The sequence below is a fragment of the Paenibacillus cineris genome (assembly GCF_018333335.1).
GTDB lineage: Bacteria > Bacillota > Bacilli > Paenibacillales > Paenibacillaceae > Paenibacillus_AQ > Paenibacillus_AQ favisporus.
In genome coordinates this window covers 3,196,944-3,219,038 of record NZ_BORU01000001.1, presented here as the reverse complement: position 1 = coordinate 3,219,038, position 22,095 = coordinate 3,196,944, and the positions used below count along the sequence as shown (strand labels likewise).

Sequence of the window (22,095 nt, the reverse complement as noted above, 5' to 3'; positions counted from 1 at the left end):
AATTGTTAATGATATTACTTTTTGACATGTACTTGAAACGATCTCACATTCCGTTTTCCGGCCATCCTCCTATAATGGACTTATATCATACGAGGAGGGTTATTCGTGAACGGTGTGAACATGCAGCAGCCGAAGGTCGTCGTCATTGGAGCAGGCAGCCTGTTTTTCGGTCGTCAGTCCATTTGGCAGATGGTCCATTCACCATACTTGAATCAGGGAACGCTTGCTTTGGTGGATACGGACGAGGAACGATTATCGAAAATGGTCAAACTGGCGGAGATGGTGGCCAGGGAGAACAACGTATCTTTGAAAGTGGAGGGCTCAACGGACCGAAGACAGGTGCTTCCGGGGGCTGACTTTGTCGTACTCAGCTTTGCGGAGCAATCGGTCAAATACCGGGGCATCGACTGCCAAGTGTCATTAAAATACGGCATTCGCATGTGTTCCGGGGATACGATCGGTCCAGGCGGTATATTTCGGGCGATGCGGGAGCTGCCGGTCATTATGGAATGTGCTAGAGATGTTGAAGAGCTGTGCCCCGACGCCTGGGTGATCAACTATATTAACCCGTCTACCGTAAACGGGATCGCTTTACACCGTTATGCGCCGAAGCTGAAATCGTTCGCGCTGTGCGACAGCCACCATATGCCGCATAAAAAAGCCTATTACGCCGTACGGGCGGGAATTATCGGGGACAGAAGCGGGTTCAACGAGGAGATCGACAGGAAGTTCGACTTCCGCGTCGCCGGCGTCAACCATTTCACGTGGCTTTTGAAAGCGGAGTTCGAAGGCAAGGATGTCATGCCCATGATCGCGGAGGCGATGCGCAAAGCGGCTGGCGAGGAGAACAACGGAGGAGACCGCGGGGCAAAGGCGCTTCATAACGACGCCATTACATATGAGCTGTACGATATTTTCGGGTATATCCCTACGTGTACGGCCCATACCAAGGAATACGTCCGTTATTGGCAAGGTCACGGCAAGACGCCGGACGCCATTCCGCCGTTATCGATATGGGAGACGGAGGACCGGTATCAGCGGCACGACGAGATGTGGCGGCAGGTCGACGACTTCCTCACGGGGAATGTTCCGATTGCCGATTATATGAGTACCTTCGGCCCGGATCACGCGACGGACATTATCGAAAATATGGTAGGCAACTTGGGGAAACGGTTCTTCATCAATACGCTGAATCGCGGCGCGGTCACAAATATGAGCGACGACTCGTTCCTGGAACTGCTGTGCGACGTGAGCATGGACGGGGCGAAGCCCGTTCACGTAGGCGAGATGCCGCGGGGAATCCGGGGCATGCAGGAGCTTGTGCTGGATACGCATGAGCTTACGGCGGAGGCCGTCGTGGAGCAGAGCTACGAGAAGCTGCGGAGAGCGATGCTGACGGATCCGCTCGTGAACTCGATCAGCGACGCAGACCAGATCATCAAAGAACTGCTGACACTGGAGCGGGAGATGATCCCTGATGCCTGGTATTAAGCTTGACAATCCAAACCCAAACCAGGTTCGGCGTCATGAGCGTCAGTATATGTAGGAGAAAGCCGGGCGCAGTAGGCTGAGAAAGTTCCATGATTGAACCTTCGTGCCCGTACAACAACAAGCAAGCGAGCTGGCGCATTATGCGCAGCTCGTTTGTTGTTTTTGGATAATCAAGCCTCCGATCGTTCTGGATTTATCATTTCGGTCTGGGGTACATCACCATCACGCCAATTATACACATGAATCTTTAATAACACCTTATTATATAGAAGATATGTATTCAGATAAAATATGATTGAGGGGTATATAAAGAAGAAGGGATGGTGGTAAATGATGAATTTTACGAAGCTCACTGCGTATCTGGATACTTTTTATAATGAAAAAAACATTCCTGGTTTAGGTGTCGCTATGTATCACAAACACCAGCCTGTTTACGAACATTATACCGGGTTTTCAGATGTAGAGAATCAGGTTCCATTTAGAAGGGACAGCATTTTCAAATTGTATTCTGCAACAAAGGTCGTGACCTGTACAGCACTGCTGCAGCTGCTAGAGCGAGGAAAATATAAGCTCACGGATCCTTTGTATGAGTACATCCCAGAGTTTAAGCACATGCTTGTTCGTCATTCGCTGCCAGATGGAACAGTCGACCTGCTTCCTTCACAAAATCCAATTACCATCGAGCATTTGTTTACAATGACTGCAGGAATCGAAACGATTCATACGGATGCAGTACACAAGGCTGTAGCCGTGAGCAGTAGTAAGGGCCAGACACTTGCTGTGATCAAGACAGTGGCGCAGGAGCCGTTAGCCTTTGAACCGGGCTCGCATTTTAAATATACGGCGTGCCACGATGTGCTGGGTGCATTGCTCGAGGTCATAACAGGGCAAAGCTTTGGACAATATGTACAGGAAAATATTTTCGATCCGCTAGGGATGAAAGATACCTCATTCCAGCTAAAGGATGAGAGCCGCTTTTGCAAGCTGTACAATCGATTTAATGGTAAGACGCACACGGCAGAAAGCGTTGGAGAAACCTTAAAGCTTAAGCCAGGTCCAGCTTATGAAAGCGGCGGCGGCGGATTATATTCGACAGTGGCAGACTATATTATATTTGCAGAGGCATTATGCAACTACGGATTGGCACCGAATGGCGTGCGCATCCTTAAACCGGACACAGTGGATGCTATGCGAAGCAACCGCCTGTCACCTACTGCGCAGCAGGATTTTGCCAAATTCGGCGGGGGAAGCAAACTGGGCTATAGCTATGGCTTAGGCGTAAGAACCTTAGTGAATCCTGAGGATAACAATGCACTTAGCCAACATGGGGAATTTGGCTGGGATGGCGCTAGAGGCTGTTACGTTGTCATGGACCCTGAATCGGAAGTCACGCTGTTCTATGCGCAGCAGGAACATGGTTCGGAGTGGTATCGCTGGCACGGTACGATACGGAACTATGCCTATGCGAGCATTTGGGATGCAGGATGCCGCCAACCCAATAACAAAGCCGCCGTTTAGAGGATTTGTGAGGCGAAAAAAGCCGCATGGTTGCGGCTTTTTGTATTTTCTTAAACGACCCTTGCTGTTCCAAAAGCATAATGATGCCATAAAATATCTTCCACCGTGTCCGCCTGCTCCTCCTCGCATTCAATCAAGAGGATCACTTCCGAATTTTTGCCCCGTAACAGACGCCGCTGCTTTTTAATGACTTTGTAGTAAAACAAGTCGATGCAAACCCCAAGGATAAAACCAGCTGACGTGCCAATCAGGCCGCAGTAGATCGGTCCCCAAGCCAGCTTAAAACCGACACTGGCACCAATGACGGCAAACGCCGTTCCAAGCGCAGATCCTGTGCTGACCAATGAAATGCCGTCTGCGTTGTGAATGCTGTCAAACAATCGCCGCTCTGTTTTGCGGTTCGTTAAAGGTACAGCGAAAATGTTCTCTTTGTTGATTCCGTTTTTCTCCAGAACCGTGATCGCTAATTCCAAATTGGTGGAATGCTCAAACGTTGAAAATATTTGTACCATCCGGTTTATTTCACTACCTTTCCCTTTTTTACTTGAAACGAAGGGCTTTGGTAATGCTTGATCAGGAAGCTCTTCTGCTCGTTGTTAAACAGCTTGTTGTTTTCCACGGTGTTTGCATACGAATCGTACGCTGCGAATCCCCACATAGAGGGCATAAACAGCAGCCATTGTTTGTCAAGCACGGCCGTTGACTCCGTTAATTGACCAAGGAACAGGTATTGGACGGACAGAAGCAGTTTGGAGAAATATAAAAATGCGATCGTCCAAGCAAGTGAGAAAAACGCGGTGACGATGCGGTGAATGTGCAGCTGTCCAAGCCCTGGCATAAATAAGGACCAGATGACCGACATGACGGGTTGCCGTTTATCCAAATAATTAATTTCCATCGCTCCGATGGTAAAAGAGTTAAATGGCGCATTTTCTTTTTCAGCGAGCAAATAAACTTTGTTCATATCGACCGATGTCCGGTAACTGTCCCAAATGCCAAACAGATAAACCGGAATATACATGAGCATCCACCTTGAATCCAGTACCTCTTTCGCTGACTCAATATTCCCGCAAAACGAATGTACCATCGCCAGATTAATCTTTGCGTTGTAATTGACAATCACTTCCCATATAAACAAGGTGAGCCCACGTAAATATTTGCTTAACAGGAGGTGCCCAAAACCCGGAAATGCTGCAGACCACCAAGCAATGATATACGGATTGCGGATATGAAACTGGGTGGTGCCTGCAATGGAAATATGGGCTTTGTAGCGGCGGAATTTGTTTTCGACATTCCTGTAATTATCCACGAACTTTCCTCCATAAATACACTTAACGATTGGTTGTTTGCCTTCTCACGAGTTTCAGATTACACACCAGAATTAAGAATATAAAGGGATACAATACAGCTGAATACCACAGCTTCCAACCGTTGTAATAAAAAAAGTCAGTCTGCAAGGTCAGCCATTCAAAGCTGATCGAAAATGCGGACCACGCTAAAATATATATGATTTTGGACCAGTTTCTCTTATGGAAAGGAAAAAAATTCAAGAACAGAAAGCTGACGGACGGGAAATACATGATAATTGCCAACATAGATAACCACTGGAATCCAGGGGATAGATAGCCATAGAGATCATAATGCAGGTCAAACACCACATCCGTGGTAAGACCGAATGCGTAGGCAAAAAAAGAAGTCGCATAAACCTCAATCCTGCTTAAATTTTTGGGAACAGAAAAAGACAAAATGTTCAGAAATAAAAAAAATACAAATATATAGACCATGCTTATTGACCACTTCCCATTTTGATCCGGCGCAGTTCTGTGCCTGATTAGCATTATGGGATGATTCAGATGATTATAAACCCCCTTCACTGAAGACAGTAAAAAGCCATCGGCGATGGTAACAAGGACTTATCGAATTTTTGATAGGCATTACTAGTCTCCCAAAAAGATCATACTTTTGGCCGGGCCGTGTTTCTACCCAAGCATTACCATAGGGACAGCATACATTAATAGAGTCAACTTATGATGATTAAGGAGGAGATATGATGGGGAACAACAATATTCACGGCTGTCCCGCTCCACAGAATATTACATTGGTGCAGCGCTTGCAGGCGCTTGTGGGACGAACGGTTACGGTGTTCCAGCCCGGGTTTCCGAGATTAACCAAAACGACAGGCAAGCTCTCCAATGTGACCAAGTCTTCGTTTACAGTTGGCAAGACTGTAGTCGCAATTCAAACCTCCTTCTATATCGTCACGAATGAAAAGGTTATACGGACGAAACCCTTTGACTTGACGGCCACCGCAGAAGATATCGGCGAATTGAGCGGGATTTTAATCCGCGTGGGCCGGGGGTTTGTCGAGTTTGTCCAGACCCCGGGACGAAGAGTGCCTACCATTTTCCCATTGAATATATTTACTGAAGTGATTTGCGAAAGCGAAGAGGAGTAAGAGCCGGACCAAAGCGAAAACCTTCAATCCGTGGCATGGATTGAAGGTTTTTTGAGTTTAGATGCTACTATTAAATTGTAAGATGCAATGCAGTTTTTTACCCTTCTTCCGTCGAGTAGGTCTTCAGGTTCCGAAGAACCGGGAAAAGCCAATACATCCAGATTACGGCAACAGCAAGGGTACCAACGCCGCCGATGATGGTTGCCGGCACGGCACCGACCAACCCGGCCATCGTGCCGGATTCGAATTCGCCGAGCTGATTGGAAGTGCCGATGAAGAGCGAGTTAACGGCATTGACCCGGCCCTGCATCTCTTGGGGCGTGTTCACCTGTACAAGCGTCGAACGGATCACGACGCTGACGACGTCGGCTGCGCCGGTGAGAAACAACGCGAAGAGCGAAAGCCAGATGCTGCGGGAGATGCCAAACAGGATGGTCGCCAAGGCGAACATCACGAGCGAGGCAAACAGCGTTTTGCCAATGGCTTTCTCAATCGAAATTCGCGTGAGAATCAGCGAAACAACGATCGCGCCGACTGCTGGCGCGGCGCGAAGCAGGCCGAGGCCAGTCGGACCGGTCTTCAGGATTTCGTCGGCAAAGATGGGCAGCAATGCCGTCGCACCGCCGAGCAGAACGGCGAACAGATCGAGCGAGATGGTGCCCAGGATGATTTTACGGGCGAATACGAACCGCAGACCGCTGAAAAAGGTGTCAATCCCGACGGCATCCAGCTTTTTAACGAAATGAACGGTCTTCACGAAGAAAATCAATACGACGGATATAAGGAGTGCGACCAGCGTTGTAATGTAGGCCGTAGAGATGCCCCAGATCACGAGTACGCCTCCGAGCGACGGGCCGACGATCATCGCCGTTTGCATCCCCGAGGCGGACCAGGCGGCTGCCTGCGGCAGCTGCTCGCGGTCGACGATATCCGGCACGAGGGCGGCAGAAGCCGGACCCTCGAAGGTACGGCAAGCGCCAAGAATGGCCGCGGCGATCAACAAATGGACAGAGGTGATCCAGCCCTCAATGCTGCTGATGACGAGAAAGACGACGACAGCGCACTCCATGAGTTGGCAAATATACACGATGGTACGGCGATCATAGCGGTCCGCCGTCTGCCCGGCCGGCAGCGTCAGCAGCAGCATAGGCAGGAACTGGGCCAGGCCGACAAAGCCGAGCTGAAAGGCGCTGTCCGTCAGTGCGTACATCTGCCAACCAATGACGACGGACAGAATTTGAAACGCGCTGGCCGAGAAAATCCGCGCAATCCATAAGTGCAAAAATGAGCGGTTATGGAGCACGGACGAAGTGTTCACATTCAATGCAAGTCATCCTTTCTTGGTGTGGAAAAATGCCGAACGTATAGTTTCGGTTAGGCGAAACTATGTATTTGCTTACATAGTGCTCATTCATTTTATATGAAATGAAAAAAAGAAGGAAGGGAGGGGGAGAAAAACATTCTCAGAACCGCCAAGGGCTGTCTTATACTTGGATGCCACTGGAGATGTGAGGCATGCGTTACTTTGGACGATTCAAAATTTAGGGGATGTTAAAGTAAACCGGATCTTAAGCATCAACGGCGAACTATAATGTGAAGATTACAAGCAAGCCCCTCACGATAATGATCGAGAGGGGCTTGCTTATTATTCGTGCTATTTCCGAAAGTTACCTTTTCCCCAGGGACTATTGCAATGGAGCAGAAATCATAGCTTTCAGGCTGTCTTCCGGGAGTTTGTCCATGCCCCAGAAAACGGCACTATAATAAATATCGTTCTGGTTCCATAAGTAATAAGGAAGTTTAAGGTTATTGTCGGATGATAAGTAGACATGATTCTTGTCTTCATAAGCTGAAACTTCGACGCCGTCCACCTCCAGTGTCCGGGTGAGCGAGAGTTGGGACGCGTCGAAAAGCGGCTCTTTGCTCTGATATAGCGAGACACCGGTTGAGGAATCGGAAGGTCCGTGATAAGTTGTCCATAGTGCGTCCGCCGCTGGTCTGAAACCATACCTGGTATTCTGGTCGCCGGCTCTAAGCAGTACCGAACCGCTCAGTTTATGTTCGGGCAATTCCTGAGGGATTTTCACCTTAAAGCCGAGAATGTTCTTCGCCGCAAGCAAATCTTTCTCATCATACAGGGGAAATGAGTTTCCAGCTCCGTCGTAGCGGACATGCTGTACTTCCTTCGGCATGACAAAAGATTGCACCATTTTGGTGAGATCTTCCAGCGACATATACTCGCTATAATAATTGATTGCGTACCATACGTGGTCATCCTGCCAGTAGAAGCTTCTGCCGGTTTCCGGCCTTTTCTTGTCGCGTCTCATTTCCGTGAATAACGTGCCTTTGACATTGCCGACCGTCACAGCTTCCTGTCGGTATTCAAGCGGCTTGTTCGGATTTGGGGGAATCTGAGAATAAGTAGCTCCCTGCAATTCACCTTCCTCCAACAAATTTCCCTTGCCCTTGGAAGCCTTGACCTCTATGGTTTGTTCATTTTTTTGGTCAAAGTTAGATACAAAAGTAACGGATACTCCGTCGATAATAGGATCGGTATCATGAATGTTGGTGACGTTCTTAAAATATAATATATCCTCCAATTGATAACCTTCAGGAAGATAGTCAGGCACTTTATAGTTATACTTCGGAAAATCAAGTGCCCGATCGATACTATGAAACCATCTGAATCTGTCGTTGTATGTAGGATATAGGTTCAAACCCGTGTTTACGGATGGTTTCGCCATATCCAGCCTAGTATCCTTCCCGGCATCCGACGCATTGGTGAGCAAGATGGCTCCCAAGACGATAACCAAAAGAATCGCAGCGGCGGATAGCTTGTACGAACCTTCCTTAAACTTGGCAATCATCATCATTCTCCGTTTCGCTTCATATTTGCTGTCCCCAAAATGCGACAGGTTGATGCCAGGAGGAGGTTGTTGGGAAAATGAACGCGACAGCATGAGTAACGTCTTGCCATAAGGCAAAGCTTCACGCTCTCCCAATGTTTCAAGAACTCTTGCGTCGCAGGCCACCTCCTGATCGGCTTTCATTTTTCGAACGGAATGCCACACCAAAGGGTTGTACCAATGCATTCCTACGGAAAGAGCCCACAGAGAGTTGAACCACAGGTCTTTACGCTTGTAGTGAATCAGCTCATGCATCAGGATATGCGTTAGCTGGTTTGAATCAGCGATCGTGCTGACATCTTCGGGCAAATAAATCCTTGGCTTCCATAAGCCATAAAGACAAGGACTGCGAAGATAGCTTGTTTCATAGGCGTATATTCGTTTTTTTATGTTCAGCTTTCGTTTACACGCTTCAAGAACGTCGAGTACTTTAGTGTTCTCAATCTTTATGGAGTTTTCAAATCTTTTTCTGAAAATGAGCGCGCTCAGCAGGTAATATCCTCCTAAGCATAGAAGCCCTACAAGCCATACCAGCGAGCCGATCGATAGCCAAGTCAGTCCATTCGTAATGCCTGTGGAATGGTCTTGAGAAGAACGTGTTATGAAGGAAGACCCAAGTTCCTCTGCCGGATTTGGAGTGAGTTCAGGAAGCTGGTTTTTTACATCAGTTTCATTGTATTGAATTTCCGTGCTTGATCCGTTCTCACTTTGATGAGTAGGTTGTATACTTTGCTGATCCGAATTTCGTTCCATCGGGAACATTTGCGGCAGCACATTAAACAGGCTCATCGGACTCTGCGGAGCAATGGGAACCAGAAGCTTAATTAACACAAGAAACCACAATATATAAACAACTCTCGGTTTAAGATGCTTTTGGAACAGCTTCCGGATCAAAAGCAATAACAGTAGGATTACCGTCGATGCCACTGACGCTGTGAACAGAAGAGTGAAGGCCGTTTCCAGATACTTCATGACTTCTTCTTGTTCTCCAAGATTTGTTGAAGCTCCTCAATATCTTTCTCCGAAAGTGTCTCTTCTTCGAGAAATTTTGCGCACAGCATCCCTACAGCTCCTTTATAAACTCTATTCAGGAATGAGCGATTCTCGGCTTTCAAGTATTCATCATGCGAAACCAGCGGATAGTAGAGGTAATTCCGGCCGGACTTTTCAAATCGAATGGCCTTTTTCTTGTGAAGCCTATTCAGGAAGGTTTTAACTGTCTGGTCTGACCATTGCATTTGCTGGGTTAATTCGGAAATGATCTCGCTGGCGGACATAGGCTCCTTTTCCCAGAGAAGCTTCATCACTTCGCTTTCGGCTTCGGTAATGTGAGGGGATTCGTGCATGGTATTCACCTTTCTTGTTTTTTTGTTTACAGCTGTAAACGATGTTTAAAGTTTACAAGTGTAAACGAAACGTGTCAAGCCTAAATCGAGCTCCCTGAACCCAACAAAATATTCATGCTTTTACCACCCGCATCCTTGAAAACGGCATACAGTTGACGATCCATCTTTGTAAATGTTATTTTGTAATAATACCCATTTTATGGGTCATAAATGAAGGAGTGCTTGGCATGAAGTTACCTTTACACGATCGATTCATTAAACAAGCGATTGAACATGTAAGCAAAGATCAACGTTTTATGGGCCTGCTCGCAGGCGGATCTATGTTGTATGGAGAAATGGATGAGTATAGTGATCTGGATTTAATTATCGTCTACGATGATGCTTTTCAAAAAGAGATCATGGAACAGCGCATCCCATTTGCCGAAAGGCTTGGTCATTTACTTTCTGCATTCACAGGCGAGCATGTTGGGGAACCCCGATTGCTTATTTGTTTATATGGACCAGCCCCTCTCCATGTCGATTTAAAATTTGTTCATTTGGAAGAGCTCGAATCCCGGGTCGAGAACCCACTGATTCTTTGGGAGAGAGGTAGTGGAATTTCAACAATACTCCATAATACAAGTGCATCGTTCCCCTCCCCTCAGCCTCAATGGATCGAAGATCGCTTCTGGGTATGGGTTCATTACTGTGCTGCAAAATTAGGGAGAGGCGAATTATTCGAAGTGATTGATACGATAACATATATGCGGAATACAGTGTTAGGACCATTGGTACTCATCCACAACGGTCATTCCCCGAGAGGAGTCCGAAAGCTCGAGAAATATGCTCTCAAGGAAATGGAGGAATTACAAGGAACGGTCCCTATCCATAGCTTTGAAAGCTGTTATCATGCGTTAAAAAATACGATCCAGATGTATCAGCGACTACGCCAAGGTTCGGATATTGTGCCAAGGAACGAAGCAGAACGCGTCTCTATCGAGTTTCTTGACGGTATCTATTCAGAAAATTCCAATGGAGGCTCGTTCAACGAACGGAAACTATAGCGCAGCATAAACACAACAGCAGCCGATCCAACGGATCGGCTGCTGTTGTTACTCTCACAAGGGTTTGTTCGATGAGGCGTCATGATTTTAATGAACTATTCATTTACGCGAATCGCTAACAGGCGTTTTAGATTGTCATCAATAAATTGATTATCGGCAGAGTTGATTCCACGGCCGGCAAAATGGCCCCAGATCGACTCGATCGGTTTAAAAACCGCATGAGGTATAAGCTTAGCCTCATATTCACTATCGTCCGCGGGACAGAAGAGATCCGTACTTCCCGGCATGATGCAAGCATGCGCCTTAATGCTTCCCAGCGCCTTATCGAAATCCCCGTTATAAGCGGGGTTTGCACTAATATCCGCATGTTGGCCGGTCCATAACATGGCCAGTACGTTGTGCGGATCCATCTTCATAAAGCTATCCTCCCAGACGCCAGCCATAAAATCTGCCAAAGTTCTGAATCCCATCTCACGATAAATTTCCTCTCTGTAAAAGGCCTGAGATACACCCCATCCCGCATAGACATCGCCAACGGCGCGCATGTCAGTAGAAGTCAACCCGTCAAGTTTACTGGAATCGAATCGGACTGCAGCCATGAGCGCGGCTTTCATTCCGCCCAGGACTACATACGTTTGCGGCCAGGTCTTTGCTACTCCGGCGAAAGGAGCGATTCGTTCCACCATGTCGGGATAGCTTGCCCCCCATTGGTAGGCTTGAATGCCTCCCATGGACCAACCGACAACGAGAGCAATCTTCTCAATGCCGAATTTTTCGGTCACCAGCCGATGCTGGAATGTAACGTTGTCATAGATCGTTACCTGCGGAAAATTCGCCCGGTCGAATGGAGGAGGCGTGTTGCTGGGAGAGGAGGATAATCCGTTGCCCAGCAGATTGGGAACGATGATGAAATATTCTCGCGGATCCAGTGCCATGCCGTCTCCGATCAACCATTCATTTTGAACATGCTGGTCGCCAAATGCCGTTGGATAGACGATGACATTATCTTTCTTTTCATTCAATTTTCCATAAGTCTTATAAGCAAGAAAAGCGCTCGGTAACGTTACTCCCGACTGCAAGGTTACGTCCCCCAAATCAAAAATTTCATAATCCATCATATCGTTTGCTCCTTTCAAGTTGAAACCAATAGATTGTATTTCTTGTTGTCAGTATAGTTCTGTGTTACTCTCAATAAAAGTGAATAGAATTCAAAGCAGTGTTCAATATTATTGAAAATGAAAGGGGAGCGTGTGATGGAATTGCGCCAGCTGATTACGTTCCGTACGGTTGCATCCACATTAAATTTCAGTCGGGCTGCGGAAGTGCTAAACTACGTCCCCTCCAACGTCACGATGCAAATAAAAGCATTGGAAGATGAGCTTGGGGTTCGTCTCTTTGACCGATTGGGCAAGCAGCTTGTTCTCACGACGGCGGGGAAACGCTTTTTAACTCACATTCAAGGTGTTCTGGACAAGCTGGACGAAGCTCGCAGCGTGATTCATGACAATGAAGATTTAACCGGCACCCTGACGATCAGTGCCAATGAGGTCGTGTGCGCCTATCGGCTCCCAGCTGTCTTTCAACGATTTCGCTCGCAGCATCCGGGGGTTCGTCTGATCTTCCGCTCCGTTCCTAATCTAGAGCTCAAGCAAGCACTATTTGAGGGAACTGCCGACGTCGTCTTTATGCTGGATGAGCCCATTCGCTCGAGCAGACTTGCCGTGGAGCCGTTGGTGGAAGAGAGGTTTCGTCTCTTTGCTGCTCCCGACCATCCTCTCGCCAAAAGAAAACTGCTGCAGCTGGAAGATTTTCACGGAGAAGTGTTCCTGACGAATGAAAAGGGTTGTCCTTACCGAACCATGTTCGACCGGTCATTTGAGAAAGAGGGGATAGATAGTATTACGTATTTAGAGTTTCAAAGTGCTGAAGCGATTAAACAATGTGCCGTTTCGGGAATCGGTATTGCCTTCCTTCCTGAAATCGTAACAGAAGCTGAAGTTGATCGGGGCGACCTTGTTGCTCTTCCATGGGAAATTCCGGATCTGCACGTGTATACCCAGATGTCTTGGCATAAAGACAAGTGGCTTTCACCAATCATAGAGTCTTTTATAGAAGCGGCAGGAGAAGTGCTTGCAAATTCCCCTATTCATGCCGTGTAGTTCGCAGAACCATTTATTAAACAAAAAACAAGTTCTTATCTTTTTCGAAAGACAAGAACTTGTTTGGTTAATATGAATTGTGGGGGAACGTATCATATGGATAGAAGGGATTGGCTAGAGGCACTAAGGTTCTTTACTTACAACCGCTTGTAATCCTGGACAATGGTGTCCACCACATGCTTTCCCCAATCCGCAGCTTCCGAGCCCTTTTCATTCCAATCAAAGGTGATGAGCCCTTTCCATAGGGCCCATCCGCGAGCGCGATGAATGGTGTCCTCATCAAAATCCATCCGTTTCAGGAAGTGGCCGCGGCTGGCTTCATCAAAAAAGTTCCAGGCCATCACAAGGTCGCTCGAAGGATCGCCTACGCCCATCGTTCCAAAATCAATAACGCCGCACAGTCGTCCATCCCTCACGAGCAAATTGCCTACGGCAACATCACCATGCAGCCACAGCGGCTTTGATTGGTATCTTGTCGCAAGGGCAAGCTCCCATATTTCCGTTAGCAGCTTGTGATCGTATTGCCCGGATAGCTTTTCGATGATCGTTCTTGTCTCATCATCATATACCGTAAGATTTCCCCCTCGATGAAAGTTCTGGACCCCTGCCGGGACGCCGCGGCTTGCGTCGATCGCCTCCAACTCTTGTAAAAAACTGGCGAGATCTTCGGCAAATTGGTTGTGATCGGATATGTTGCTGTGCGTGACCGTGTCGCCGTCAATCCAAAGGTTCACGGACCAGGGAAGAGGATATTCGTCCGTGGGCGCTCCTTTGGCAACCGGAACCGGAATGGGGACGGAAAGAAGCGGCTTGAAAACGGGAAGCCAGGTCAGTTCTTTTTCAACAGCCGAGGCGTAGCGTTCATGGCTTGGTAAACGGACGGTCATTTCACTGCCCAGTCGGTAGGTACGGTTATCGTGGCCGCTTTTTTCTACAGGCATTATCTCTAAATTCGCCCATTCCGGAAATTGACTATCGATTAATCGGCGTACCAGCTCACAGGTAATCTCCATCTTCTCACCGCTTTCTAAAAAATGGTAATCAAATTATAACCTTTCACCTGCATCTCCTCAAGGGTTGGAGACCGAGAAATAAGAACGTAAAAAAAACCGGGATATGTATAGCCCGGCTATCGCTGTTTTTGATCATGTCTCTATGAAATCAGACCAGTCACCATGGGGCAGAGCAATGTTATAATCAGCTCAAACCTTTAAAAGTTGAAGAAAATAAGATTTTAAATCGACGACCCGTAGTGACTCCGGTTTATGGTCTGTACCGGCAATTATTAGAGGAACGAGCGACTCCGCTTGACTTATGCCCCCGTGCCCTGCGCCCCCTATATGGGTGGGTGAACTGCCGTACTTCAATTCAAATCCCGGCTTTGCGGTTACGACCATGTATTCCCCATGATGTGAATGTAAGGCAGCGGACAATCGCCGGAGAACATCGGGGTAATGTCCATAGTCCACCGTGTTCTTTTGGGTATTGATTTGTAAATCAAGCACTTCGGGATCTTCGGCCAATGTCCATGATTGATGATAGGGATCAACCAGGTCTCCTTGTGACCGATAGGCGAATTTCTTGGATGATTCTGATCGAACAACGCGAATCCAATCATCATCTTTCCAAGCCAATATATCGATTCTCGGATCAGCCTTCAATACCTCTGATATTTGCTCAAAAGAATATTGTGAGGTTAGCTTATACAGATAAGCCATTCTATCATTGATGGCAAGAATAAGCTCGGTCTGGTCCGTGACGGCGCCTCCCTGCCGTAAAATGCGGTATTCGTTCAAGATTTGCCCTAAATCAATGACCGGTTGGCGATTTTTTGGGTGGACGTGAGCCATTCCGTTATCCCCCATGATGATGATTACGGCTTTTTCCAGAGCCTCTTCCGGTGAACCAAATGCCTGCAGCAAGGTCTTCAATTGGTGATCGGTGCGGATCACGCCATCCAAATCCGACGGCCCTTTTTTATGTATTTTTTGGTCCAGATCGGGGAAATAGACATACAGAAAATCAGGCAATTGCTCGTTTTGAATAAGATGCGTCACCATTCCGAGCGAATATTCATTGTTAAAGCCGAACTTACCGATGGGGCTCACCGGCAAGCTTTTCACGCTTTTCAGCGGATTTGAGAATGCTCCATAGGCCAACAAATCCGGACCTTTGACCGTGATATTTTTAGGTAATGCTGTCGGCATATGAATCCAAAAAGGAAAATTCAGCTGGTGATCCGCGCTTCCCCGATAGATCAAACCATTAACGGACCCCGATTGTAACCCCATACGGTCCAATTCTTCAAAAATGGTCGGTATTTGCGGATTCAGGTGGTCGCCGTTCATACGGATTAAGGCATCATTCAAATATTGGTTGATTCCGTTCCTGTAGATTTCCCAAAATCCGCTGCCATAATTAATGACTTTTTTGTCTTGTGCTGAGTACCAGACCAGTCCCGGTACACGATGTTCATCCGGATACGTTCCCGTCAGCAGTGTGCAGTCAATCGACACGGACATGGTGGGAAATGAGGTGACGACATTCTTATAGTATTGACCGTGTTCCATCAAGAACTGAAAAGTTGGAAGTTTGTTTTGCCCGATTCCCTTATCAATCGCCTGGCTCATTAACGTATCGACACAAATGAAGATAATGTGCTGCAACCTGTTCACCTGCCAATTTTTTCTGCAAGCCTATTCTTAAGCCACATTATTTGCTTTCAGTATTCAAAATATTCGGCAAGCGGAATGTCATGTAGGATGACATTTGTATCGAAGGGGGAGTAGAAGTGAGCGATCGCGCGGATTTGGCGCTGCCATTGGATAAGCTTTTTGAACAGTTTCATATCAAAGTGGTCTCTCCATTAGGCGGGAGACTCAACCAGCACTGGCTGGTAAATTTCAAGAACGACCACCTTGTATTACGGCGCTGGTACAAAGAAACTCATTTGGATGAGATCGATTATGAGGTGAAATTGCTTAAAAGCATAGCTGAGCTTGGATGGCCTGTGGCTTCCGTTATTGAAGGGCCGTTCGAGATGGATGGGTATATCTGGGGTTTGTTCCCTTATCTTTACGGTGAATCGCCATCTGTCGACAACCGGGCGGCCGAACAGCGTGCAAGGGGGCGGCTTATGGGTCAGTTTCATTCAGACCTTGGCAAACTCAGTGGAATCGGTCAGCGCAAGGATTGGCGGCGGTGCGAAGAGATTCTATTTGACTCTGAGCTGGATCGATTGCTGTCACGAAATGAAAAGCAGCGCCCTGAGGAAATACGGATTCTGTGGTGGCATTTGGAGCGTGCCCGCAGGCGGGTGGAGGAGCTGAAACTTCATTCCAGACCCGGGATCGTGATCCACGGGGATTTTACACCCTGGAACCTGCGATTCCAGGATGGGAAGCTCTCCGGCATACTCGATTTTGAGCTTGCGCACTGGGATCATCGAGTAGGCGACTTTGCTCTTTCTTGGCGGGGAAAGTACGACGAGGTGATTTATGGGTATAATGAAGTATCACCTCTTGAGCTGGAGGAGTGGGAACTGATTACGCCCATATGGTGGGCGGGGTTGATTGAGAATGCATGCAGGCACCTGAAGGAAGGAACTTGGGACGACGGCTGGATTGTCAGGAAATTGTTAGAGCGTTCACCGTTGATGGGACAGGACGCCGTCCCGTTCCGTTAAATGCGGCTGTTAGACTTCAGGATGATAAACTTTAATTGGTTTGGTTCGTTTGAAAAAGTACTTCGAACATCGCTTTCCCTTTCTTCTCCAGCCAAGTGTCAAAATCCATAAGACCGGGGTGTAAGCTGCGCAATGTTGGAAAATCGACTTCGTAGCCGTCTCCGTTTAACCATTCATAGATCCGCGCCAAGGTTTCGTTGTGCTGACGTATCGTTTCTATAGGGATTTGTACATAGCTTATCGGGCGGCCTGTCGCACGAGTGATGGCTGAGGCAATGCTAGGCGGAGTCCGTGCGTCACCGGCGATTTCGATCGTTTTGCCCAGAAATTTGTCGGGATGTTTGAAGGCCAGCTTGACGAACGCACCGATGTCTTCCACAGCTATGCAATGTACAGGTACGTCCGGGTTGGTGGCTTCAGCCAATGTCCCATGCTGAATACCATAAAACGGACTGGCGTAACTTTCCATAAATCCCGACGGGCGCAAGATCGTTGCAGGAAGGCCAAGCGTCGTAATGTATTGTTCAATTTCCCACTTGGCAAAATAACGAAAGTGAGACTGTACGTCAGCACCGCTATTCGATGAATAAACGAAATGCTGAACCCCGGCATCTTTCGCCGCATCGGCTGCATTTTTACCCCAACGAATTTCTTCGGCCGTTCTTGCATCGCTAGGCTCCCACGTAGGTGGTTGAACGCTGAAGACCCCGTGCACTCCTTGCATGGCAGCATCCAGCGATGCGCGATCTCCCAAATCCCCACGGAACAATTGAGCACCCGCTTGAGCAAGGGTTTGGGCTGCCGTACTTGAAAGATCACGTGTGAAAGCACGCACCTGCCAGCCATCAGCAAGCAGATGTGACGCTGCCGCACCCCCTTGCTGGCCTGTGGCTCCTAAAACCAAAATCGTCTTCTGAAGCGTAGTCATATGCTTCCTCCTTCAAGGTAATGGAATAACTAATTGAAAGTGTAAATCATATATGATTTCTTTGTAAGGAGACACTTTGTTGAGTTATACTTACGAATAGTAAGTAATTTGTGAGGAAGTGATTGCTTGAACCCAAGTGATGAACAAAAATGCCTATCCGCAGTTAACGAAGCGTTACAAGTGATAGGCAGCAAATGGGCTTTCCTGGTAATCTCTCAATTGTATTATAGTCCTCAGCGCTTTAATCAGCTGCGCCGGAATTTGAGCACCATCAGCATCAAATCTTTAACCGATATTTTGCGGCATTTAGAACATTATAAAATCGTAAATCGTCAGGTTTACCCAACAAATCCTATTAGCGTCGAGTACTCTTTAACGGAAAAAGGGAGAGAGTATAGGGAAGTACTTTTTCAAATGCGCCAATGGGGAGAAAAATGGAGCTCCACCCCAAATGAAGCTGATCACCCTTAAATCGGAGAGTCATGTAATAAAAAAATGAGCACCGTCCCTCGGGACAATACTCATACCTGGAATAGCCGCTTTCTTTTGACTCATTCTGCTTCCGGCTGGAATCCCATCGCAATCGACATTCGGTTCCAACTATTGATCATCATGATTAACATCGTTAGATGGATGTACTGAGTTTCCGAAAAGTACTTCCTGACGTTATGATATACATCATCCGGCACTTTAAGCGAGGGCAGCAATGTTATATGCTCTGTAAGCTCTAACGCTGCCTTCTCCATTTCCGTGTAAAGGTTGCTTTCTTCCCATGCACTGAGACAATACAGCCTCATTTCGGATTCCCCTAACTTCCGGGCATCAGCTGCATGATAAGAAAGGCAATATACACATCCGTTAATTTGCGATGCTCTGAATATGACCAGTTCGCGAAGCTTTGGATCAAGATCTGTCGATTTCGTATACGCATCCAGCTCACCTAGAAGCTTAACTCCTTGCGGCGCTAATTTCATTACCTGATGAATATCAAACCGTTGAGACATAAAGAGTTCCTTCTTTCTTGTTTGATTTTTTTGCTCAGGCAAACCGTTTCATGCCTTAGCCAATCCAGTACTACAGGGAGGAATCGGAAAGGGTTTTACTTTTGACTAATCATATCTCGATATCACTGACAGTTACGGTCAGTATTTTTGTACCGGATTTCTTTTTATGAGACGTTCCTGAAGAAGGGCCTCTTAAGACACGTGTCCATCCAAGGACCGCCGACCTGTAGCCGCTACCAGGATTTGCGCGCTTCAGGAAACACACAGCTAACCAACATAGAAAAAGCAGTAAGCGACACCGCGGAATCGATGCAGTAAATGCCGTCAAACTGCATATTTCTCTGCAGCTTAAGAGGTGTTGGCCTGGTTTTGGATCATCTTGCTATAAAAGAAGGCTGTGGAGGATAGCAAAACAAAAAGCCCGACTAACATGAAGTTAATCGGGCTTTTGTGCGCAGGCCGGCTTTAATGATTAACTCTCAGGACAGAATATATATGTCCATCAGGGCCAATAAACCCAAAGAAGCGGACAATGCTTTCATCGCGGATGGGTTTAACCGGAACGCCTTTTGCACGAAGAAAGCGATAGACCAAATCAATTTGATTTGAATTCGTTGGTGTTTCTGGTTTTGTTAAATGGCAATTAAAAAATGTTTATAATAATCACAATAAAATTAATAAATTTGATTCAAAAATTAAAATAATTAATTTTTAGGATTCACAAATTGAATATATTGTTTTATAATTCAAAAAAAGAAAGGAGTAGAGTATGAAGTATCCCATCATCACACAGTGTCCTGTATGTGACCATCCGCTGCACGCAGTCAAGCTGGAATGTGGACATTGCCGGACGACGATTGAGAACACGTTTGAATTATCAAAGCTGGCTCTACTCTCACCTGAACAGCTCCATTTTGTAATCACCTTTCTTGTGAACAGGGGCAACATCAAGGAAGTAGAGAAAGAGCTCGGCATATCTTACCCGACAGTTCGCGGCAAGCTCAATGATATCATCACGGCCCTCGGTTACGATACGCGGAAGAAGCAGGAAGTCGATGAGAAAAAGGTCATTTCCATGCTGGAGAATGGCGAAATTACCGCGGACGAAGCGGTCAGAATGTTGAAGGATGAATAAGGAGGAAGAAACGATGAGAGAAGAAATCAGCAAAGTGCTCTCCATGATGCAGGAAGGCAAAATTGATTCTGATAAGGCAACGGAGTTGATTAATGCACTGCAGGAGAAGCAAATGGCACATCCATCGCAAGCCGTGCAGGTACTTGGGAAACCAGACTATTCGAAGAAATTGTCATCGGGTTCCGGCCGTTATTTAGACAAAACGTTGAAAATTCGAGTAACAACTGAAGAAAACGATAATGTCAGCATTAATTTACCGATTAAACTGGTGAAGGCGGTTCTCGGAGCGGGGCACAGCATCGCATCTAATATTCCGCAATCCGCGGAATATGTGAAGAATATCGATATCGATCTGCTGATCGATGCAATCGAAAACGAGCTTGACGGGCAAATCGTTGATGTCCGTACGGGTGACGGGAATACCGTCGCCGTAGTGATTGAGTAATTGGCCATGATAACTGTTAAGGTTAAGAGCAAAGGGTATGCTTTTGTGATTCCAGTCCCTTATGCCGTATTGCGCATGGGAAGTGGTATTCTGACTTCCGGTTTAGTTCAGCGCAAAATGAAGGATTGGATGAACAAGTCTGGCGGACATGCGGGTGGGGACTCGAGCCGGAATCAGGATTTCGATTCGGACGGCAGACGATTCGGGACTGAATTGCTGCTGTCAATTCTTGAGAACGCAAGCACGCAGCAAGCGATCAGGCAGCTCATCAAGGAACTGCAGCGGTGCAAAGGTACGGTTCTGGTCGATGTCCAGGCTCAGGACGGTACGAAAGTGTTGATTAAATTGTAGGCAAAGCTTTTAATTACAGCATCATCGTGCTAGAGAGAAGTGGCCTATGCTGAATCATAGCACGTAATACGACAGGAGCATATACGTGTGATAGCCGCGGCGCTGCGGCTTTTTGTGTTTTAGCAAGACATGTTTTTTTCAAAACCGAAAGCAAAGAACAAATATCACGTTGACGAGAAAAAAACATGGAGCTTATTTGGTTAACCATAATTAAGTTATGTTAACTAATCACAATTAGCGAAAAAGGGATTTTAGCAAAGTGTTTTAATAAATTAATTACCTTGACAGTCACAGTAGTGAATTGTATTATGCAGATATGGAGGTGATTGTATGAGTGATAACAAAATCACATCCGACCTGCTGCGAGGCCATACCGACACGATGATTTTACGATTATTATCCGAAGCGGACCGCTACGGTTATGAAATTGTCAAGCTGATTGCCGAACGTTCGGGAGGTGAGTACGAACTAAAGGAAGCCACGATGTATTCCAGCGTCCGGAGGCTTGAAGGGGACGGAGATATCGAGTGGTATTGGGGCGATGAATCGCAGGGCGGACGGCGCAAATATTTTCGAATTACCGCGAAGGGCAAGGAAACGTACGAGCGCAACAAAAGCAACTGGGAGTACGCCAAGCGTGTGCTTGAAAACTTGTTATAAGGGGAGTCGATGGGATGAACGAGAAATTGACGAACTATCTGAACGGGGTTTTTGCACCGTACGACGGGGTAAAGAGCGTCAGCGAATTAAAGGCGGACCTGCACTCCGATTTGCAGGAGCGGTTCCGTGAATTGAAAGCCGAGGGCAAGGACGATGAAACGGCTTTGGAGATGACCATCGACAGCATCGGCGACATAGAACAAACCGTACTGGAGGTGGCAAACCTCTCCCGTTCGCTGGAGCGGCAGGTGCTGACCAACCTCAGCGCGAGCAACTTGACGGGGAGCGACTTTGCGGGTGTTACCGCCCATAAGGGAAAATTCACAGCGAGCGCGCTGCGGGGATCCGACTTTACGAATGCGGACTTAACCGGCAGCTCGTTTAAGAGTAGTGACGTGCGGGACGCCCGTTTCGACGGCGCCAATCTGACCGACTGCAACTTATCCACCCTGGACCTTGCGAATGCAAGCTTCCATAAATCCATCCTCGTGCGTACGAACTTCAGCAAATCATGGCTGGCCGGAGCAAAATTCACAGGCGTTCATCTGACTGACGTCAACCTGACGATGACCGCTCTCACCAAAACCGTTTTTGAAAACTGTGTTTTTGACGGGGTGGACTTCACGTCCTCCGATTTGAGCGGACAGCGTTTTGACGGTCAAGTCTTCGTCGGCGTCAAGTTCGATAAAGCTGGATTGAAAGAAGTTTCATTCAAGGGCGCTACGCTCAAGAATGTATCTTTCCAAGGATCTCTGTTGACCAAGAAATATTACCGCGCGATTAAAACCGTTTGCTTTGACGGGGCGTCGATGGATAAGCTGACCTTTGCCGCACTCAAGGGCATGGATGCCAATTTGTCAAAGGTTACGGTGATCTAGTACATATCTCGATTTGGATACCCGAAACAGGAGGTGAGCCATCTTTTACTTGCCGATATTTCGTCTCGTTGATGCAGCTAATATACCTTTT

The 22,095-nt window shown here is 47.2% G+C and carries 23 protein-coding genes; 12 read left to right on the top strand and 11 right to left on the bottom strand.

Annotation, left to right across the window (positions count from 1 at the left end; translation table 11 throughout):
* Window positions 1-105: 105 nt before the first annotated feature.
* Both KI379_RS14965 and KI379_RS14960 read left to right on the top strand, forming a co-directional pair.
* On the top strand, window positions 106-1,491 hold the full coding sequence (locus KI379_RS14965) for a family 4 glycosyl hydrolase (protein ID WP_212984051.1): 1,386 nt from the start codon (window positions 106-108) through the stop codon (window positions 1,489-1,491).
* Between the two features lie 330 nt (window positions 1,492-1,821).
* Window positions 1,822-3,009 carry a serine hydrolase domain-containing protein gene (locus KI379_RS14960; RefSeq protein WP_212984050.1) on the top strand — a complete coding sequence of 396 codons (1,188 nt, stop codon included), beginning with the start codon at window positions 1,822-1,824 and terminating at the stop codon, window positions 3,007-3,009.
* Window positions 3,010-3,059: 50 nt separating this feature from the next.
* Here the strand turns inward: KI379_RS14960 and KI379_RS14955 are convergent, their stop codons facing one another.
* Genes KI379_RS14955 through KI379_RS34350 form a run of 3 tightly spaced genes read right to left on the bottom strand, consistent with a single transcriptional unit; the run spans window position 3,060 to window position 4,793 of the window.
* Entirely contained in the window at window positions 3,060-3,521 is a 462-nt protein-coding gene (locus KI379_RS14955; RefSeq protein ID WP_212984049.1) for a hypothetical protein, read from the bottom strand.
* A 5-nt stretch (window positions 3,522-3,526) separates the two neighbouring features.
* Window positions 3,527-4,318, bottom strand: a complete 792-nt coding sequence (locus KI379_RS14950) for a hypothetical protein (protein ID WP_212984048.1) — start codon at window positions 4,316-4,318, stop codon at window positions 3,527-3,529.
* Window positions 4,319-4,340: 22 nt separating this feature from the next.
* A complete protein-coding gene (locus tag KI379_RS34350; protein ID WP_373309559.1) occupies window positions 4,341-4,793 on the bottom strand; it encodes a CBO0543 family protein in 453 nt (150 codons plus the stop codon).
* A 263-nt stretch (window positions 4,794-5,056) separates the two neighbouring features.
* Between KI379_RS34350 and KI379_RS14945 the strand changes: the two genes are divergently transcribed.
* The gene (locus KI379_RS14945) at window positions 5,057-5,464 is read left to right on the top strand and encodes a hypothetical protein (RefSeq protein ID WP_244879301.1); all 408 of its coding nucleotides are present in this window, start codon (window positions 5,057-5,059) and stop codon (window positions 5,462-5,464) included.
* Window positions 5,465-5,561: 97 nt separating this feature from the next.
* Here KI379_RS14945 and KI379_RS14940 read toward each other — a convergent pair whose 3' ends face one another.
* From KI379_RS14940 to KI379_RS14930, 3 genes are all read right to left on the bottom strand, one after another.
* On the bottom strand, window positions 5,562-6,782 hold the full coding sequence (locus tag KI379_RS14940; protein ID WP_089550256.1) for an MFS transporter: 1,221 nt from the start codon (window positions 6,780-6,782) through the stop codon (window positions 5,562-5,564).
* Between the two features lie 367 nt (window positions 6,783-7,149).
* Window positions 7,150-9,342, bottom strand: a complete 2,193-nt coding sequence (locus KI379_RS14935; RefSeq protein ID WP_212984046.1) for a M56 family metallopeptidase — start codon at window positions 9,340-9,342, stop codon at window positions 7,150-7,152.
* Window positions 9,339-9,716 carry a BlaI/MecI/CopY family transcriptional regulator gene (locus tag KI379_RS14930; RefSeq protein WP_212984045.1) on the bottom strand — a complete coding sequence of 126 codons (378 nt, stop codon included), beginning with the start codon at window positions 9,714-9,716 and terminating at the stop codon, window positions 9,339-9,341. The genes KI379_RS14935 and KI379_RS14930 overlap by 4 nt, the downstream gene beginning before the upstream one ends.
* 227 nt (window positions 9,717-9,943) lie before the next feature.
* Between KI379_RS14930 and KI379_RS14925 the strand changes: the two genes are divergently transcribed.
* Window positions 9,944-10,759: a nucleotidyltransferase domain-containing protein gene (locus tag KI379_RS14925; RefSeq protein WP_212984044.1), complete on the top strand. Its 816-nt coding sequence runs from the start codon at window positions 9,944-9,946 to the stop codon at window positions 10,757-10,759.
* A 95-nt stretch (window positions 10,760-10,854) separates the two neighbouring features.
* Here the strand turns inward: KI379_RS14925 and KI379_RS14920 are convergent, their stop codons facing one another.
* Window positions 10,855-11,874: an alpha/beta fold hydrolase gene (locus KI379_RS14920; protein ID WP_212984748.1), complete on the bottom strand. Its 1,020-nt coding sequence runs from the start codon at window positions 11,872-11,874 to the stop codon at window positions 10,855-10,857.
* A gap of 138 nt (window positions 11,875-12,012) precedes the next feature.
* Between KI379_RS14920 and KI379_RS14915 the strand changes: the two genes are divergently transcribed.
* Window positions 12,013-12,918, top strand: coding sequence for a LysR family transcriptional regulator (locus KI379_RS14915; RefSeq protein ID WP_212984043.1), 906 nt, complete (start codon window positions 12,013-12,015; stop codon window positions 12,916-12,918).
* A 137-nt stretch (window positions 12,919-13,055) separates the two neighbouring features.
* Here the strand turns inward: KI379_RS14915 and KI379_RS14910 are convergent, their stop codons facing one another.
* Both KI379_RS14910 and KI379_RS14905 read right to left on the bottom strand, forming a co-directional pair.
* Entirely contained in the window at window positions 13,056-13,931 is an 876-nt protein-coding gene (locus KI379_RS14910; RefSeq protein ID WP_212984042.1) for an aminoglycoside phosphotransferase family protein, read from the bottom strand.
* A gap of 189 nt (window positions 13,932-14,120) precedes the next feature.
* Window positions 14,121-15,584, bottom strand: coding sequence for an alkaline phosphatase family protein (locus KI379_RS14905; RefSeq protein WP_244879300.1), 1,464 nt, complete (start codon window positions 15,582-15,584; stop codon window positions 14,121-14,123).
* A gap of 125 nt (window positions 15,585-15,709) precedes the next feature.
* Here KI379_RS14905 and KI379_RS14900 point away from each other — a divergent pair, with 125 nt between their 5' ends.
* Window positions 15,710-16,603, top strand: coding sequence for a phosphotransferase enzyme family protein (locus KI379_RS14900; RefSeq protein ID WP_076164676.1), 894 nt, complete (start codon window positions 15,710-15,712; stop codon window positions 16,601-16,603).
* A 31-nt stretch (window positions 16,604-16,634) separates the two neighbouring features.
* Here the strand turns inward: KI379_RS14900 and KI379_RS14895 are convergent, their stop codons facing one another.
* Window positions 16,635-17,531 (bottom strand): NmrA/HSCARG family protein, encoded by an 897-nt coding sequence (locus tag KI379_RS14895; protein ID WP_212984041.1) that lies wholly within the window; start codon window positions 17,529-17,531, stop codon window positions 16,635-16,637.
* 126 nt (window positions 17,532-17,657) lie between these two features.
* Here KI379_RS14895 and KI379_RS14890 point away from each other — a divergent pair, with 126 nt between their 5' ends.
* Window positions 17,658-18,002 (top strand): winged helix-turn-helix transcriptional regulator, encoded by a 345-nt coding sequence (locus KI379_RS14890; RefSeq protein WP_212984040.1) that lies wholly within the window; start codon window positions 17,658-17,660, stop codon window positions 18,000-18,002.
* 80 nt (window positions 18,003-18,082) lie between these two features.
* Here KI379_RS14890 and KI379_RS14885 read toward each other — a convergent pair whose 3' ends face one another.
* Complete coding sequence (locus tag KI379_RS14885) at window positions 18,083-18,535, bottom strand: carboxymuconolactone decarboxylase family protein (RefSeq protein ID WP_212984039.1); 453 nt, start codon at window positions 18,533-18,535, stop codon at window positions 18,083-18,085.
* A 769-nt stretch (window positions 18,536-19,304) separates the two neighbouring features.
* On the opposite strand from KI379_RS14885, the gene KI379_RS14880 reads away from it, so the two are divergent.
* From KI379_RS14880 to KI379_RS14860, 5 genes are all read left to right on the top strand, one after another.
* Window positions 19,305-19,670, top strand: coding sequence for a DUF2089 domain-containing protein (locus KI379_RS14880; RefSeq protein WP_089547632.1), 366 nt, complete (start codon window positions 19,305-19,307; stop codon window positions 19,668-19,670).
* A 13-nt stretch (window positions 19,671-19,683) separates the two neighbouring features.
* On the top strand, window positions 19,684-20,115 hold the full coding sequence (locus KI379_RS14875; protein WP_212984038.1) for an SHOCT-like domain-containing protein: 432 nt from the start codon (window positions 19,684-19,686) through the stop codon (window positions 20,113-20,115).
* Window positions 20,116-20,121: 6 nt separating this feature from the next.
* A complete protein-coding gene (locus KI379_RS14870) occupies window positions 20,122-20,466 on the top strand; it encodes a hypothetical protein (RefSeq protein ID WP_212984037.1) in 345 nt (114 codons plus the stop codon).
* A gap of 330 nt (window positions 20,467-20,796) precedes the next feature.
* Complete coding sequence (locus tag KI379_RS14865; RefSeq protein WP_212984036.1) at window positions 20,797-21,126, top strand: PadR family transcriptional regulator; 330 nt, start codon at window positions 20,797-20,799, stop codon at window positions 21,124-21,126.
* Window positions 21,127-21,140: 14 nt separating this feature from the next.
* Window positions 21,141-22,004 (top strand): pentapeptide repeat-containing protein, encoded by an 864-nt coding sequence (locus tag KI379_RS14860; protein WP_212984035.1) that lies wholly within the window; start codon window positions 21,141-21,143, stop codon window positions 22,002-22,004.
* Window positions 22,005-22,095 lie beyond the last annotated feature (91 nt).

Excerpts from the sequence above, each read along its gene's own strand:
- KI379_RS14960 (WP_212984050.1), top strand. The coding sequence starts at position 1,822 with ATGATGAATTTTACGAAGCTCACTGCGTATCTGGATACTTTTTATAAT.
- KI379_RS14955 (WP_212984049.1), bottom strand. The coding sequence starts at position 3,521 with ATGGTACAAATATTTTCAACGTTTGAGCATTCCACCAATTTGGAATTA.
- KI379_RS34350 (WP_373309559.1), bottom strand. The coding sequence starts at position 4,793 with ATGGTCTATATATTTGTATTTTTTTTATTTCTGAACATTTTGTCTTTT.
- KI379_RS14945 (WP_244879301.1), top strand. The coding sequence starts at position 5,057 with ATGATGGGGAACAACAATATTCACGGCTGTCCCGCTCCACAGAATATT.
- KI379_RS14935 (WP_212984046.1), bottom strand. The coding sequence starts at position 9,342 with ATGAAGTATCTGGAAACGGCCTTCACTCTTCTGTTCACAGCGTCAGTG.
- KI379_RS14930 (WP_212984045.1), bottom strand. The coding sequence starts at position 9,716 with ATGCACGAATCCCCTCACATTACCGAAGCCGAAAGCGAAGTGATGAAG.
- KI379_RS14925 (WP_212984044.1), top strand. The coding sequence starts at position 9,944 with ATGAAGTTACCTTTACACGATCGATTCATTAAACAAGCGATTGAACAT.
- KI379_RS14920 (WP_212984748.1), bottom strand. The coding sequence starts at position 11,874 with ATGGATTATGAAATTTTTGATTTGGGGGACGTAACCTTGCAGTCGGGA.
- KI379_RS14915 (WP_212984043.1), top strand. The coding sequence starts at position 12,013 with ATGGAATTGCGCCAGCTGATTACGTTCCGTACGGTTGCATCCACATTA.
- KI379_RS14910 (WP_212984042.1), bottom strand. The coding sequence starts at position 13,931 with ATGGAGATTACCTGTGAGCTGGTACGCCGATTAATCGATAGTCAATTT.
- KI379_RS14895 (WP_212984041.1), bottom strand. The coding sequence starts at position 17,531 with ATGACTACGCTTCAGAAGACGATTTTGGTTTTAGGAGCCACAGGCCAG.
- KI379_RS14885 (WP_212984039.1), bottom strand. The coding sequence starts at position 18,535 with ATGTCTCAACGGTTTGATATTCATCAGGTAATGAAATTAGCGCCGCAA.
- KI379_RS14880 (WP_089547632.1), top strand. The coding sequence starts at position 19,305 with ATGAAGTATCCCATCATCACACAGTGTCCTGTATGTGACCATCCGCTG.
- KI379_RS14875 (WP_212984038.1), top strand. The coding sequence starts at position 19,684 with ATGAGAGAAGAAATCAGCAAAGTGCTCTCCATGATGCAGGAAGGCAAA.
- KI379_RS14870 (WP_212984037.1), top strand. The coding sequence starts at position 20,122 with ATGATAACTGTTAAGGTTAAGAGCAAAGGGTATGCTTTTGTGATTCCA.
- KI379_RS14865 (WP_212984036.1), top strand. The coding sequence starts at position 20,797 with ATGAGTGATAACAAAATCACATCCGACCTGCTGCGAGGCCATACCGAC.
- KI379_RS14860 (WP_212984035.1), top strand. The coding sequence starts at position 21,141 with ATGAACGAGAAATTGACGAACTATCTGAACGGGGTTTTTGCACCGTAC.